The 14,622-nt window shown below is 37.0% G+C and carries 15 protein-coding genes; 5 read left to right on the top strand and 10 right to left on the bottom strand.

The genetic code is table 11. The features are described from left to right. Positions 1-54: 54 nt before the first annotated feature. Positions 55-528, top strand: a complete 474-nt coding sequence (locus ACB104_RS04835; RefSeq protein WP_370477155.1) for a regulatory protein RecX — start codon at positions 55-57, stop codon at positions 526-528. A gap of 110 nt (positions 529-638) precedes the next feature. Here the strand turns inward: ACB104_RS04835 and ACB104_RS04830 are convergent, their stop codons facing one another. The 8 genes from ACB104_RS04830 to ACB104_RS04795 all read right to left on the bottom strand — a co-directional run bounded on the left by ACB104_RS04830 (position 639) and on the right by ACB104_RS04795 (position 8,071). Then, positions 639-1,154 carry a DUF6646 family protein gene (locus ACB104_RS04830; protein ID WP_370477154.1) on the bottom strand — a complete coding sequence of 172 codons (516 nt, stop codon included), beginning with the start codon at positions 1,152-1,154 and terminating at the stop codon, positions 639-641. 61 nt (positions 1,155-1,215) lie between these two features. Further along, positions 1,216-2,076, bottom strand: a complete 861-nt coding sequence (locus tag ACB104_RS04825; protein ID WP_370477153.1) for a cupin-like domain-containing protein — start codon at positions 2,074-2,076, stop codon at positions 1,216-1,218. A gap of 181 nt (positions 2,077-2,257) precedes the next feature. Continuing rightward, a complete protein-coding gene (gene bioB / locus ACB104_RS04820) occupies positions 2,258-3,352 on the bottom strand; it encodes a biotin synthase BioB (protein WP_370477152.1) in 1,095 nt (364 codons plus the stop codon). Between the two features lie 49 nt (positions 3,353-3,401). Next, positions 3,402-4,559 (bottom strand): beta-ketoacyl synthase N-terminal-like domain-containing protein, encoded by a 1,158-nt coding sequence (locus tag ACB104_RS04815; protein WP_370478054.1) that lies wholly within the window; start codon positions 4,557-4,559, stop codon positions 3,402-3,404. Positions 4,560-4,668: 109 nt separating this feature from the next. Beyond that, positions 4,669-5,934: an adenosylmethionine--8-amino-7-oxononanoate transaminase gene (gene bioA, locus ACB104_RS04810; RefSeq protein WP_370477151.1), complete on the bottom strand. Its 1,266-nt coding sequence runs from the start codon at positions 5,932-5,934 to the stop codon at positions 4,669-4,671. Further along, positions 5,931-6,539, bottom strand: a complete 609-nt coding sequence (gene bioD / locus ACB104_RS04805; RefSeq protein WP_370477150.1) for a dethiobiotin synthase — start codon at positions 6,537-6,539, stop codon at positions 5,931-5,933. Before bioD ends, bioA begins: the two co-directional genes overlap by 4 nt. Continuing rightward, positions 6,536-6,916: a putative signal transducing protein gene (locus tag ACB104_RS04800; protein WP_370477149.1), complete on the bottom strand. Its 381-nt coding sequence runs from the start codon at positions 6,914-6,916 to the stop codon at positions 6,536-6,538. The genes bioD and ACB104_RS04800 overlap by 4 nt, the downstream gene beginning before the upstream one ends. After that, positions 6,917-8,071 carry an aminotransferase class I/II-fold pyridoxal phosphate-dependent enzyme gene (locus ACB104_RS04795; protein WP_370477148.1) on the bottom strand — a complete coding sequence of 385 codons (1,155 nt, stop codon included), beginning with the start codon at positions 8,069-8,071 and terminating at the stop codon, positions 6,917-6,919. A 113-nt stretch (positions 8,072-8,184) separates the two neighbouring features. Here ACB104_RS04795 and ACB104_RS04790 point away from each other — a divergent pair, with 113 nt between their 5' ends. The 3 genes from ACB104_RS04790 to ACB104_RS04780 are packed head-to-tail and all read left to right on the top strand — an operon-like array spanning position 8,185 to position 9,407. Further along, a complete protein-coding gene (locus ACB104_RS04790; protein WP_370477147.1) occupies positions 8,185-8,712 on the top strand; it encodes a DUF2975 domain-containing protein in 528 nt (175 codons plus the stop codon). 3 nt (positions 8,713-8,715) lie between these two features. Continuing rightward, on the top strand, positions 8,716-8,922 hold the full coding sequence (locus ACB104_RS04785) for a helix-turn-helix domain-containing protein (RefSeq protein ID WP_370477146.1): 207 nt from the start codon (positions 8,716-8,718) through the stop codon (positions 8,920-8,922). A 35-nt stretch (positions 8,923-8,957) separates the two neighbouring features. Next, entirely contained in the window at positions 8,958-9,407 is a 450-nt protein-coding gene (locus tag ACB104_RS04780; RefSeq protein WP_370477145.1) for a DUF3157 family protein, read from the top strand. Positions 9,408-9,422: 15 nt separating this feature from the next. On the opposite strand, the gene dinB is transcribed toward ACB104_RS04780, so the two are convergent. Together dinB and ACB104_RS04770 are read right to left on the bottom strand one after the other, a co-directional pair. After that, positions 9,423-10,640: a DNA polymerase IV gene (gene dinB / locus ACB104_RS04775; protein WP_370477144.1), complete on the bottom strand. Its 1,218-nt coding sequence runs from the start codon at positions 10,638-10,640 to the stop codon at positions 9,423-9,425. Between the two features lie 17 nt (positions 10,641-10,657). Then, a complete protein-coding gene (locus ACB104_RS04770) occupies positions 10,658-13,726 on the bottom strand; it encodes a DNA polymerase III subunit alpha (RefSeq protein ID WP_370477143.1) in 3,069 nt (1,022 codons plus the stop codon). A 77-nt stretch (positions 13,727-13,803) separates the two neighbouring features. On the opposite strand from ACB104_RS04770, the gene ACB104_RS04765 reads away from it, so the two are divergent. After that, positions 13,804-14,574: an XRE family transcriptional regulator gene (locus ACB104_RS04765; RefSeq protein ID WP_370477142.1), complete on the top strand. Its 771-nt coding sequence runs from the start codon at positions 13,804-13,806 to the stop codon at positions 14,572-14,574. Positions 14,575-14,622: the final 48 nt, after the last annotated feature.

The following is a 14,622-nucleotide window of genomic DNA, read 5'->3' as shown; positions in this document are numbered from 1 at the left end:
GGTAAAATAAAAATTCAGATTTGCTATTAATCGATTCTCTTTACCTTTACTCAAATGGTTAAAAAACATACGTACACTTTAGATGAAGCTAAAAAAAAGCTTGAAAACTATTGTGTATATCAAGAACGTTGTCACAAAGAAGTTAAGCAGAAACTTCAAGAAATGCACATGATTCCTGAAGCAAAAGACATAATAATAGTGCACTTAATAGAGCATAACTTTCTAAACGAAGAACGTTTTGCCAGAGCATTTGTAAAGGGGAAATTCAATATCAAGAAATGGGGAAGATGCCGTTTAACTTATGAACTCAAGAAAAAAGACATAGACAAAGTTAATATAAATAAAGGACTTACTGAAATTGAAAATGTTGATTATATCGAGGTTTTTAATGTGCTAGCCGAAAAAAAAGCTTCCACGTTAAAAGAAAGTAATGTTTTTAAGAAACGGAAGAAGTTGATCGATTATCTGTTATATAGGGGCTGGGAATCGCACTTGGTTTACGAAAAAGCCAATGAACTAGTAAAGTAAATATTGTCGATTTAATAAATAAAAAAGGCAGGTTTATAATATATGTTAAACCTGCCTTTTTACGTTTTATGTCATGCTGAATTTGTTTCAGCATCTTAAAATGACCATTTTTACAAGTTAAATGAAGCCCCTAAATTAATGGTAAACTGATTGTGCAATTTTTCAGGAGGGGTTAATGTTCCTGTTTTATATTTTGCAAACGGTACGTTTAATTCGGTATAAAGACCAAAGCCATCGCTAAAAAAGTAACGGGCACCTAAATGGCCACCAAAGTTTTTCAGTCCAAGACTCAAACCAGGGTAAACATCAAAATTTTCATCAACATTTATAACGTTTCCTAAGTTGGCGTTAAAACGGGCACGAACATCAAGACGATTATCAAAATCTGCATTTAAAGCCTCATCGGCATTGTTTTTTAAGGTATTGTCAATACCTAGCAGGTAGGTAGATGAAATACCAACAGAAATGTTTTCACCTATACCATAATCGAAACTTAAATTAAGTCCAGTACCGTTATTTTGAAAATTGGCGCCCACTTGAAATTTGTTGTCGCCACTACCAACATATGCTTGCGAACTAACTAGTGAAACACACAAAAGGGCTAACACTAAAATAAATTTATTCATGATTTGAGTTTTAAATTTAAGTGGCAAATATATTATAAGTTTTATAAAAAAGAGACAAAAACTACAAATGCTTGTGTGTATTGATGATGGCCTGTTGGTTTTTCCAGTCAATCCATTTTTGTTTTTTTATGCGCCTCATAATGTTGTCGAAATTGCGCATAATAAAAACATTGTAAACTGCTTTGCCAAAGTTTTTTGGGTTTCGCGCAATGGCGCGCAAACTCATTGAAAACCCTGGGGTAATGTAGCGCATATAGTGCCAATAACCTTCGGGCATATATAACACCTCGCCATGGCTCAGTTCTGTTTGGTAGCCGTTGGCCTGTTTTAGCATAGGCCATTTTTCAAAATCAGGGTTATTGAAATCAATATCCTCTCTGGTGATTAAGGAATGTGGAATTTTATACAGATACTTGTTCTGATTTTGGTCGAACAAAATGATTCGCTTTTTGCCCTCAAAATGAAAATGAAAAATATTGGCCAAATCAATATCGTAATGCATAAAGGTATAAGAGTCTTCACCACCAAAAAACAACATCGGGATGCTTTTAATGAGGCGCAACCCGAAATCAGGAAATTTAAAATCTTGTTGTAAAGATGGCATTTCCTTTAGGGCATTCCATAAAAAAATACGGTATTTGGTGGGCTCCCGCTTTAACAGATCAATATAATCGGTCAGCTTCATTTTAGCGTGTGGCTCGTTAAAACCATCTTTATAATAAACAGGTCTGTTGTCGTAAAGAGGTATGGTAATATCTCTGGCAACTTGCTTAATGTAGTCTAAATTCCACTTGGTGTAAGCAGGCCAATCCTCAATAAAACGCTCAATGACCACAGGTTTTTGTGGTTTAAAATAATGTTCTAAAAAATCGGCTTTGGTAATGGTTTTTACCCGCGGAATATCCAGTAAGTTCAACGACAACGCTTCAAAGTTTAGTGGGCTAAAGTTAATAAAACGTTATGAGATTTAAAATAGTCATGGTGCTACCCTAGGAGATGACACTTTACGCCACTAGTCTTAGCTTGATCCTTCTTGCCTTGCCAAAAGCTATAAGTTTACCCTGAGCGTAGCCGAAGGGCTGCAATCCTTAACGCAAAAAGATTTACTTAGCTATTTTCGCTTTTTCTTTTGCAGCTTCATTGCGCTCAATGGTGTGCTCTGGTCTACTCCATTTCGGTTTTTCCCCCAAAGCTTCATATTGTGAGTCCTGGGCTTCAACCGTTTTGGGCTGCATCTTTTTAATAAAAGGCTTTTGCGGATTTAACCCCAAAAGTTTGAACATTTCCATGTCCTCATTAACATCAGGATTTGGTGTGGTCAATAATTTATCCCCAGCAAAAATAGAATTCGCTCCTGCAAAGAAACACATGGCTTGGCCTTCTTTTGTCATTTGTGTACGGCCTGCACTTAAGCGCACTTGCGTTTCGGGCATGACAATTCTCGTGGTTGCCACCATGCGCACCATGTCCCAAATAGAAATAGGTTCTTGGTCTTCAAGGGGAGTGCCTTCAACAGCAACCAAAGCATTTATTGGTACCGATTCCGGTTGGGGATTTAATGTAGATAGCGCTACCAACATTTCGGCGCGATCTTCAACTTTTTCGCCCATACCAATAATACCACCACTACAGACGGTTACATTGGTTTTCCGAACATTATCAATGGTTTCCAAACGATCGCTAAAACCTCTGGTGGAAATAACTTCTTTATAATATTCCTCTGAAGAATCTAAATTATGGTTGTAGGCGTACAAACCTGCTTCGGCTAATCTTTTGGCTTGGTTTTCGGTAAGCATACCAAGGGTACAGCACACTTCCATGTCCAATTTATTGATGGTACGAACCATTTCCAATACTTGATCAAACTCTTCGCCGTCTTTAACATTCCGCCAAGCTGCACCCATACAAACCCGAGAACTTCCGCTGGATTTTGCGCGCAAAGCTTGGGCTTTTACCTGCTGAACGCTCATTAAATCGTTGCCATCAATATCGGTATGGTAGCGTGCTGCCTGTGGGCAGTAGCCACAATCTTCTGGGCAGCCACCAGTTTTTATGGATAGCAACGTGCTAACTTGCACCGTATTAGGGTCGTGGTGCAAACGGTGTGCTGTTGCCGCTTCGTAAAGCAGTTCCATTAAAGGTTTGTTGTAAATATCAAGGATTTCCTCTTTAGTCCAATTGTGTTTGATTGCGCTCATTAATCTGCAGGTTAGTTAAAATCAAAAATACTAATTAAAATATTATTGGTCATGCTTTTGATAATAAAATGCTCACGGCATTACCGCCAAAGCCCACAGCATTTACCATGATTTTTTCGATTTTTTTTGGTGCTTTTTGATGTTTTAAATATGGAATACCAATAAATTCTTGGTATTGAAGCATTAAAACCGCAAGTTCGATACTTAAGGCACCCGATGCCCCAAAAGTATGGCCAATTTTCCATTTATTGGAGGTTAAAGCTGGAACATTGGTTTTAAAAACGGCCTCAATAGCTTTGTGTTCTGAAGTATCGCCTTTAATGGTTCCTGGCGCATGCATAACAATAATATCAACATCGTCTGGGTTCATATTGTCCAATGCCATACGCATCGATTTTTGAAAACACTTAGCATCACTCGAAATGGAAATATTGTGTTCTAAAATTTCCGTTGCAAAACCAAAACCATTGATTAAAGCAAGAGCGTTTCTTTGACTTCCCGATTCAAGGCATGCCATTGATGCCCCCTCACCTAAAACCATGGTGTTTTTGGTTTTATTGAAATCTAGTGCACGACAGGGAAATTTATGATTTTCTTTTGAGTAAATCTTTAAAGCCTGCATTTGCGCAATAGTGAAAGGTGTTATCGGTGCTTCACTGCCCCCAACCAAAAATTTGTTGCAAATACTAGAGTTTATCCATGCAATGCCGTTTAGCATGGCATGCAAGGCTGTAGAACAAGTTATGGAATGACTGATTTCTGGGCCTTCAGTTTGTAAATCGTGTGCCACCCAAGATGAAATATTACCCAGTGTTGTGGTCGGGGAGCTTAGGGTTTCGGCTTTATTGTTTTTTAGAAAGGATTCATGATAGGTTTCAAAAAGCTGCGTTGCGCCACGTGATGAACCAATGTTGATTCCAAAATTATCGGTTGCGGTCCAACCTGACTGCTTTACCGCTTGTCTTGATGCATAGATGGCATATAAAACGGTGTCATCCAGAGACCTGTATTTGTTGTCGGATTGTTTTAAATTTTCAATCTCTTTTTTTGCTTCTTCGAAAATTTCGGCAACCAGAACATTTTTGCCTGAAACCATTTTTTTAGTAATGCAATGGCTTTTATTTTGGTAGGTTTTCCAAATTTCATCTGTTGTTTTTCCAAGTGGAGAAATAGATGCAATGGCTGTTATCGAGATTGGGTTGTTCATGTTTTTTGTCATGCTGAATTTATTTCAGCATCTCATAAATTTTTATGTGAACCTGAAACATCTGCATGTCGCCAGACAGGAGTTCAGATTGAACGTTAAATTTGCAAATTTACACTATTGATAAAGATTCTTCAATAACCCGATAGACTTTTTCCAATTGTTCTTCAGTAATCAAATAGGGTGCCTGAATATAAATGGTGTTTCCTAATGGACGCAAGAACACACCGTTTTCCATAAAGAATTTAAAAAGCTGATCACGAAGGTTCCCATAGCGTTCCATTTCTACATTTAGATCAAGGGCAAAAATAACGCCCGTTTGTCTTGTCTCTTTTACCTTTGGATGTATTTTTATGCGTTTGTTGAAAGCTTCATGCGATTTTATAATTCTAGTTATATTTCTCTGTATGTTTTCAGATTGTAATAATTCAATACTTGCCAGTGCGGCTGTACAAGCCAATGGATTGGCTGAATAGGTGTGCCCGTGGAAGAGCCCTTTTCCAATATCATCACTGTAAAAAGCGGCATAAATTTTTTGGGAGCAGGTTGTAAGCGCCATGGGCAATAATCCGCCAGTTAAGGCTTTGCTTAAGCAAATAATATCGGGTTGGCTTTCTAGATGTAGTGATGCGAAATGTTTTCCTGTTTTACCAAAGCCTGTCATAACCTCGTCTGCCACGGTGATAATATTTTGATCCTTACAAAATTTCAATATCATGTTCAAGCCCTCTACATCATGCATTTTCATGGCTGCAGCCCCTTGTACCAAAGGCTCGTAAACAAAGCCAGCAACTTTGTTTTTTGAAGCCAAACTTTGAAGGTTTTTTAAAATGACATCATGATTTTTTCCATTCGGCACAGGAATCCGTTTTACGGTTAAAAAGAAATCTTCAAAAGGGCCATTGTAAACGGACAATCCTGAAACACTCATTGCCCCAAAGGTGTCACCATGAAATCCGTCTTCAAAAGCAATTAAGGTGTCCTTTTTATCATCACTGTTAAAGTGGTATTGCAGAGCCATTTTAATACCAATTTCAACTGCAGTTGAACCGTTGTCACTAAAGAATATTTTGTTTTGATTATCAGGTAGTATTTTTATTAGTTCTTCACTTAACTTAATGGCTGGCTCATGGGTGAACCCGCTAAAAACCACTTGATCCAGTTGTTGCATCTGCCCCATGACTTTGTTGGTGATATATGGGTTGCAATGCCCATACATGCAGGTGTACCATGAGGCTATCGCATCTATGTATTCGTTCCCGTTTTCATCAGTTAAGATGCATCCATTCGCTTTGGTAATGGCAATAGCATCTGGATGTAATTTATGCTGCGTCAGTGGGTGCCAAAGGTGTTTTTTATCTCTTTCGTTCAAACTCATAAGCGCTCTCTAAACATTTCAGCGTATTCTTTAATCACGTTTTTATCGAAATAAGGTTCTTCTTCAATTCGCCCTATGACGGGTACATTTGTCATTTTTTTGATGATGGACTCTGTTGATTCGTGCTCATTTCCGCTAAAGATAATTGAAACATCAAAACCTTTTTCTTTTAAGGCGTTTGTGGTCAGAAGGGTGTGGTTTATGCTTCCAAGATAATGCCGTGAAACAACTATAACTTTGTAGTCTGGTTTAACGAGATTGAACACTGTTTGTTTGTCATTTAAGGGAACAAGCAGGCCCCCGGCACCTTCAATGACCAAATGATTTTTTGTTTTCGGGGGTTTGATGTTTTTTAACTCAATGTTTACCACATCAATTTTTGCAGCTGCATGCGGACTCATTGGCGTTTGCATAGCATAAGCGTTAGGGTGGAATTTTGATTTGGTGTTCGAAACTAAAGCCTTTACTTTTTTTGTGTCGCAATTGTTCAAGTCGCCCGCTTGAACGGGTTTCCAATAATCTGCTTCTAAGGCCTCGGTTATAATGGCTGAGGCAATAGTTTTGCCAACATCGGTTGAGATTCCTGTGATGAAATAGGTTTTCATTTAAAAATCATTTTACAATTGTTGCACTGGTATTTAAGCTTTTCAAAAAAAGGAAAAAGCATGTAAAAAATATTTGTGTTGCTTGGTGGGGCTGTTAATATTTTTGTTGAATGGCAATTTGGGCAATGAATATCGTTATTATCCTTGTCTTTGCGATACAGTCTTATGTCATTGTAAATTTCTGTGGCTCTTTCAAGGTCACAATTGTGCACAAGAAGCTTAACACCACCTATGGCTTGACTGATTAAAGGGTCGGCATCAATGGTTTTTTCGTCCGCCAACATTGTCCGTATATTTTCCGATTCTAACTTCAATTTTGTTAATTGAGCCTCGGTTGAAAATTCATAAACAGCCAAAATGGTGTAATTATCAATCATCTATTCAAATTTAACAGCAAAGTTAGCTAAGAGTTGCAAGACTTCCGAAATTTCTTTTTTACTATTAAAGGCATGTAAACAAAAGCGCAATCGTTCTTGGCCTTTGGGGACGGTAGGCGATAAAATGGGTTTGACATCAAAACCTTTTTCTTGAATTTTTTTAGCTATGGTTTTTACATATTCATTACCCGAAATAATGCAGCAATGAATAGCAGAATTACTTTCGATAAACAGGTTTTTAAGATTTTTATGGGCTATTTCGACTTTAAAGAATATAATGTTTTCTTGAAGCTTACTGATTTTCTTTGTTTTTGACAATTCTTTGTACGCTGAATACATGGTTGCCAAGCTGTGTGGTGGTAGTGCCGTAGTGTAAATAAAACTACGTGAAAAATTCACCAAAAACTGTTTTAAACTTTCGTCTCCTAAAATAGCGGCACCATGGCATCCCAAGGCTTTTCCAAAAGTTATGATTCGTGCAAAAACATCATGTTCAAGTTTTAACTGTTGAATTAACCCTGCCCTATTATTATCAAAAACACCAACGGAATGGGCTTCATCAACTACCAAATAGGCTTGGTGTTTCTCGCATAGTTCAGAAAGTTTTGTAAGATTGGGGGAATCACCATCCATTGAAAATACTGATTCTGTAACGATATAGATATTGGTTTCCAATGGACTTCGATTGCGCTCAACCTGACATTTTCTCTCCAATTCTTCTAAATCATTATGCTTGAATTTATATGATTTTGCATGGCTCATTGAAATTCCATCGCGAATAGAAGCATGTATCAATTCATCATAAAAAATAATATCACCGCGTTGTGGTACACTTGAAAAAAAACCAATATTGGCATCATAGCCCGAATTAAAAATCAGGGCAGCTTTACTATTGTGAAACCTGCAGAGTTCGGTTTCGACCAAATGATACAAATTATGGTTGCCTGATAGCAATCGTGAACCTGTTGCCCCATTTTGTTTAATGTTGTTCTCAACTAAAAACAGATGTGCGATTTTAAAAATGTTTTCGGACTTTGAAAACCCTAAATAATCATTGGATGAAAAATCTACCAAATTAGAAGGTGTACCAAGCTCTCGAAAGGCGTTATCTACTTTACGGTTGTCTAGTTTTCGCTGAAGTTTTTTTGGAAACATATGGTAAAGGTACAAAGAGCTAACAGGTTTTAAAATATCTTTTTACGATAAAAAATTATTGTTATTCGATAATATTTACATATTTGTTATTGTTATTCGATAATTTTTTAAATATGAAAAAACTCAACCTACTTAAGTTGATTGCAGATATTGTTTATTATGTTAATATAGCCGTTGTTATTATTGTTCCTGTAGTTGCTATTGTTGTCTTGCTCAAGATAAATTCTGCTGGGTTTGAATATGATCGAAAACAATGCACTATACTAGGTGCAGGATTAATTATTTCCTCGTTATTGGAATTCGCTCTGTATTTGGCTTTAGTTTATTGCCTCTTTCTTTTCCGTAAAATCATTTTATTGTTCCAAGAATTGAAGGTTTTTGATAATGTTGTTATTAATTTGTTTCATAGAATTGGCAAGTATTTAATTTTAATTGGGGTCGGGTTCATTTTGGTCTCTTGTATTCCCATCAATTATTATTACACGACTTACCATCCTGGAGGTTTTACCCATCATCATGAATTTGAATACAATTTTCAATTTAGCATTGTTTGGATAGCCATTGGTTTGTTTTTCCAAGTATTAAGTGAAGTTTTTAGCAACGCAAGAAGGCTAAAAGAAGAAAATGATTTAACCAGTTAAGCCATGTCCATTATTGTAAATCTTGATGTTGTACTTGCCAAGCGGGATATGAAAAGTAAAGAGTTGGCTGAAATTATCGGAATTACCGAAGCTAACCTTTCCATATTAAAATCCGGTAAGGCCAAGGCTGTACGGTTTTCAACGCTTGAGGCTATTTTCAAAGCTTTGGATTGCCAACCAGCCGATATTTTGGAGTATGTTGAAGATTAAAGTTGTACTTTTGGGTTATTCAAAAAAATCTTGTTATGAAACTATGTTTTTTCCTTTTGCTTTTCTTTATATCATATACCAGTTTTGCGCAGAATAATTATATTGTTAAAACAGAAGACGGCAGGCGCGTGTTGCTTAAGGCCGATTACACTTGGGAGTATATTGATGCTGAGGTGCCTGTTGCCCAAGTGAAGAAAAATGAAATTCCCGAACCTAGTATTGAAAATGGTTGTAACTTAACGGATGATTTTGAAGAGCCTAAGTTGAACAAAAAAATTCAAGACCAGTTAAAAAGGGGTCGTGCTACCATTGATCATATTAAAGCTAAAGTGGCCAAAGATTATGATTGTACCGTAGAAGATGTGTTGCTTTTATCCGTCTCAGAAAAGAAATCGACTGGCAGTTATACGTTTTGTGCCAATGGCAAAAAGGTGTTTTATAAGCGTACAGGCTATGCTATTTTAGAAAAAGGCAAGTTGTTTTAATCTTTGTACTTAATTTTACTGCCGCCTATTGGCCAATAAAGGAGGCGGTTCCCCTGTAAACGGGTTCCATCTACTGATGCTCTTGGCTTCCATTCCTGCGGCGTTTATAACAGCTCTATCGCCATAGCGTTCACGCATTTTATCAATGGCCTGACTTAAATGTAGTTGTTTTTCGTTGTCTTCAAAAAGATTTATTTGATGCCCGCCTTCAACTAAGTGGCTAAATTTCACACCTATAAGTCGTACTAAAAGTCGGCGGTTATACAGTTTTCTGTATAAATCCAAAACCACGGGAATAATAGTGTGGTCCATAGCGCTATATGGAATACGTTGTTGTTGTGTGTACGTTTGAAAATCGGAATACCGAATTTTAAAAGTAATGCAAGCTGTTAATTTATTACCTCGACGCAATTGGTAGGCTAAATTTTCGGCCATGGCAATGATGATGCCTTTTAGTTTGTCAACATCGGTGGTGTCTTTGTTAAAAGTGCGTTCGGTTGAAATAGATTTACGCTCATGGTATTGAATTACAGGCGTGTTGTCTATGCCATTTGCTTTTTTCCAGATGCTCAATCCATTCTTTCCCAATACGCGGTGCATCAGTTCCATGGGCATATCTTGCACAGTTTTAATGCGTTTTACCCCTAAATCACACAACGCTTTGTAGGTAACATTACCAACCATGGGTATTTTTTTTACTGAAAGTGGTGCCAAAAATGGTTTCTCGGTGCCTGAAATAATGCGTATTTCATTGTTGGGTTTGGCTTCTCCAGTAGCAATCTTAGAAACTGTTTTGTTGATGGATAGCCCAAACGAAATGGGCAACCCGGTTTCTTTTATAATACGTTGGCGTAGTTCTGAAGCCAATTTATGGCAGCCAAAAAACTTATCCATGCCTGTGAGGTCGATGTAGAATTCATCAATGGATGTCTTCTCATATAAAGGCACGGTTTCTTTTATAACTTCAGTAACATTTTGTGAAAATTTAGTATAAATACCAGAATTCCCGCGAAGTATGATGGCTTCTGGGCACAGCATTTTAGCCATGCGCATGGGCATTGCCGAGTGTACGCCAAATTTTCGGGCCTCATAGCTACAAGAGGCCACAACACCTCTATCGGAAGTGCCACCAATAAGTACGGGTTTGCCAATTAATCGACTATCAAGCAGACGTTCGCAGGACACGAAGAATGTGTCTAAATCCATGTGCACTATAGAGCGGTCGTAACCCATAAAGAACAGCGTTAATCTTATTGATTATTATAAATTTGTTGGGCATGCCCCAATGTTTTCGGCAACATGGGCGATAGCTGGTTTGCTTTATGGTCGGCAAAACTTTTTTTATTCTGAAAGGTGTGATTCAAAGAATTTACGGCATAACGCGGGTCTTCAATAACGGCAGCACGTTCCATGCTTGAAACTTCAATAGTCACACAATCAAACTCCACCATTACTTTTCCGGTAACGGTATAAATGCCTTTTCCACGGAATGGATATTTTGCCGCTATTGGCGGAAAGTGTACCGTATCGATAAAATCGCCATCGTAGTCTAAAAACGTGCCGAAGTGCATGCTTTTTCCATTGGATGTTTTGGTGTTTTTTGTAGCTACCAAATAAACTTCAATAGTGATGGTTTTGTTTTGAAAATCGATTAAATTTTTCGCCCGCAAAGGGTTTGATGTGGGTGTTTGCAATAAATGAAACGGGTTGCATAACGGGAAACCCAAAAGCTCCATTTCATCAAAGGCATTCTCTAAATCGGTACTTGAAAGTTTTGGCGTTTTGTAGTTTATTCGTTCGGTTTTAAACAACTTTATAATATGCTCCTCAACTATGGTTTTGCTAATTTTTAAATGTGCTTCCCAAAGCAATTCTCGTTTATTGATTCCCGTAAAACGAAATGCATTGATTTTTATAAGTATAGAGATTTGTTCTACAGAAATAGGAATGCGTTCAATAAAATCATCCAAACTTTTAAAAACCCCATTTTTTTGACGTTCAGCAATAATTTTTTTTATGGTTTTTGTTTCTAAAGCATGCAGTAAAATAAAGCCCAAATAAATGGTTTTGTCTTTAATGATGGCTTCATTAAAGCTTATATTGACACAAGGCGCTTCAATAATGCCGCCATGCATTCTTGCCTCGTGTACATACAGTTCGGTTCGGTAAAAACCACCAAAATTATTAATGGTGGCTACCATATATTCCAACGGAAAATAAGCTTTTAAAAACAAACTTTGATAGCTTTCTACGGCATAAGAAGCTGAGTGCCCTTTTGCAAAAGCATAACCGGCAAAGCTTTCTATCTGGTTCCAAATTTCATTAATCACCGTTTCGGGTTCTCCTTTTTTTCTGCAGTTTTCAAAAAATAAGTCTTTTACGGCTAGAAATTCATCGCGCGAACGGAACTTGCCCGACATACCTCGGCGTAATTTGTCAGCTTCACCTAAAGATAATCCGCCAAAAATATGGGCAACTTTAATAACGTCTTCCTGATACACCATAACACCATAAGTTTCGGGCATGATTTTAAGTAAAACCGGATGGCCATTTTTACAGCGTTCGGGATACCGATAACGTAAAATATACTCGCGCATCATTCCTGATTTTGCAACACCTGGACGTATAATGGAACTGGCCGCAACCAAGCCCAAATAGGTGTCTACTTGCAGCTTTTTAAGCAACATGCGCATGGCGGGCGATTCTACATAAAAACAACCAATGGCTTTGGCGTTTCTGAGCATATATTTTATGCGTTCATCTTGTTTGAAACGTTTGATATTATGAATATCTATAGGTTTTTTTTCGGGATGGTTGTACTTTACAATTTCTACTGCATCTTTAATTTTTCCCAATCCACGCTGACTTAAAATATCAAATTTATAAAGTCCAATATCTTCCGCAACTATCATATCAAATTGTGTTGTGGCATAGCCTTTAGGGGGCAAAAAGGTAGCGGTGTAATAATGAATTGGTTTTTCTGAAATAATAATACCACTAGCATGAATGCCCAGATAGTTTGGAAATCCTTGAATATATTTACTATATATTAATACAAGTTGCGATAATTTATCCAAATCGTTTACGTTGTAATGCCCACGGGTAAGCACATCCATTTCGGTTTTGGGCAAACCGAACACTTTTCCTAATTCGCGTACCGACGCCTTAAACTTAAAAGTATTGTATACGGTTAAAAGCGCTGTGTTTTTAAAGGTTTTAAAAATAAAATTGGTAATATCGTCACGGTCGGTCCATGAAAAATCAATATCAAAATCAGGTGGATTTTTCCGGAATAAATTAATGAACCGTTCAAAATATAAATCGAGTTCTATGGGGTCTACATCAGTAATTCGGAGTAGATAAGCCACAATACTATTCGCGCCACTACCACGGCCAACATAAAAGTAACCTTTGCTTTGGGCGTACGTTATAATTTTCCAATTGATAAGGAAATAAGACACAAAGCCTTTTTCTTTAATGATTTTAAGCTCTTTTTCAATGCGGTTATAAATGATTTCCGTGGGGTTTTCATAGCGATAGGGCAATCCTTCATAAGTTAATTTCTCCAGCAATTGGTAATCAGACGCTTCACTTTCAGTAAATGATTTTTGATTGTTTGGTGTTTTCTGTGAAAAATCAAATGCAATGCTACAATCATTTAAAATAGTTGAGGTGTTATCAAGAAGCTCTGGAAATTCCTGATAGGTTTCATACAATTCATCATGCAGAAGCATTCTATCTGAGGGCTTACCTTCTTCACTTTTTGGAAGCTTGCTCAATAAGGTGTTATTGTCTATGGCGCGCAGCAAACGGTGTGTATTAAAATCTTTTTTTGTCTCAAAGGAAACCGTTTGGAGCACCACTAGCTTGCTTCGGAAGTTATTCCATTTAGAGAATTTGAGCTTGTTTAAATCCTTTGGTTTAATGCCCAGAAATTCATTCTCCCTTAATTCGAAATTTTTGTGATGTTGATAAGGGTAAATAACAAAGGTATGCTCTAATTGGGGTGCTCTTTCAGGGATTTTTAGATTATTGTTGTGTAAATATATAGATAGATAAGCATTTATGTTTTGAAACCCTTCATTGTTTTTTGCCAGTAAAATGAATTGTTGCTGTGCGCCATTTCTAAAATCGATGCCCAACACAGGTTTTATTTTATATTTTTCAGATAGCCTTACAAAATCCAAACAAGCCGATGTGTTGTTTATATCGGTTAAGGCTAATGTTTGCAAACCATTTTTACAGGCAATAGCAAGAAGTTTTTCTGGCTTAATTGTGCCATACCGCAAGCTGTAATATGTGTGACAGTTTAAATACATAGGATTACAAAATTAGCTACTAATTGTAGTTTTTATTGCTTATATTTGTAGCAAATAATGTTAAAGTTTATTTTTGAATGAAGTACATCCAGTCCAACATAAAACATTTACGAAAGCTTAAAAAGTTTTCACAAGAGCGTTTTGCCGAAGAGTTAAAATGGACACGTTCCATGGTTGGTTCTTATGAAGAAGGGCGCTCTGAACCGCCAATAGACCGTTTGATCGAGTTGTCGAACTATTTTAATATTCCCATAGATATTTTAGTGAAAAATGATTTGCGTTTGGCAAAGGACACTTCATTTATAGAAGTGGGAAATAAGCGTGTGTTATTCCCCGTAACCGTTAATGAAGCTAATGAAGATTTAATAGAAATTATACCGGCCAAGGCTTCGGCGGGTTACTTACAAGGTTATGCCGACCCCGAGTATATTGAGCAGCTTCAAAAAATAAAATTACCTTTTTTACCCACAGGAACACATCGAGCCTTTCCAATAAGTGGTGATTCTATGTTACCCGTAAAGGAAGGCTCGTTTGTCGTTGCCAAATTTGTTGATGACATCACTGATGTAAAAGATGGGAGGACTTATATTGTGCTTACCAAAAATGATGGACTGGTATATAAACGGTTGTACAATAAAATTAAAGAGAAAGGCTGTTTGGAGTTGCATTCAGATAATAAAGCATACCAGCCATTTGATGTTAAAATGGAGGATATTATTGAGATTTGGGAATTTACCTGCTGTATTAATACCCAAGAATATGATAAGGATGAACTAAAGTTAAGCAGTATTATGAATATGTTTCAGGAATTGAGGGTAGAGTTGGAATCGATAAAAAATAAGGCATAAAAAAAACGCAAAACTTAAGTTTTGCGTTTTTTTATATTCTAAAAGTAA

Source organism: Tamlana flava, from assembly GCF_041287255.1.
Classification (GTDB): Bacteria; Bacteroidota; Bacteroidia; order Flavobacteriales; family Flavobacteriaceae; genus Tamlana; species Tamlana flava.
This window is presented reverse-complemented; position numbering and strand designations above follow the sequence as displayed.

Coding starts and splice junctions, on each gene's coding strand:
- ACB104_RS04835 (WP_370477155.1), top strand. CDS start 55: ATGGTTAAAAAACATACGTACACTTTAGATGAAGCTAAAAAAAAGCTT.
- ACB104_RS04830 (WP_370477154.1), bottom strand. CDS start 1,154: ATGAATAAATTTATTTTAGTGTTAGCCCTTTTGTGTGTTTCACTAGTT.
- bioB (WP_370477152.1), bottom strand. CDS start 3,352: ATGAGCGCAATCAAACACAATTGGACTAAAGAGGAAATCCTTGATATT.
- ACB104_RS04815 (WP_370478054.1), bottom strand. CDS start 4,559: ATGAACAACCCAATCTCGATAACAGCCATTGCATCTATTTCTCCACTT.
- bioA (WP_370477151.1), bottom strand. CDS start 5,934: ATGAGTTTGAACGAAAGAGATAAAAAACACCTTTGGCACCCACTGACG.
- bioD (WP_370477150.1), bottom strand. CDS start 6,539: ATGAAAACCTATTTCATCACAGGAATCTCAACCGATGTTGGCAAAACT.
- ACB104_RS04800 (WP_370477149.1), bottom strand. CDS start 6,916: ATGATTGATAATTACACCATTTTGGCTGTTTATGAATTTTCAACCGAG.
- ACB104_RS04795 (WP_370477148.1), bottom strand. CDS start 8,071: ATGTTTCCAAAAAAACTTCAGCGAAAACTAGACAACCGTAAAGTAGAT.
- ACB104_RS04790 (WP_370477147.1), top strand. CDS start 8,185: ATGAAAAAACTCAACCTACTTAAGTTGATTGCAGATATTGTTTATTAT.
- ACB104_RS04785 (WP_370477146.1), top strand. CDS start 8,716: ATGTCCATTATTGTAAATCTTGATGTTGTACTTGCCAAGCGGGATATG.
- ACB104_RS04780 (WP_370477145.1), top strand. CDS start 8,958: ATGAAACTATGTTTTTTCCTTTTGCTTTTCTTTATATCATATACCAGT.
- dinB (WP_370477144.1), bottom strand. CDS start 10,640: ATGGGTTACGACCGCTCTATAGTGCACATGGATTTAGACACATTCTTC.
- ACB104_RS04770 (WP_370477143.1), bottom strand. CDS start 13,726: ATGTATTTAAACTGTCACACATATTACAGCTTGCGGTATGGCACAATT.
- ACB104_RS04765 (WP_370477142.1), top strand. CDS start 13,804: ATGAAGTACATCCAGTCCAACATAAAACATTTACGAAAGCTTAAAAAG.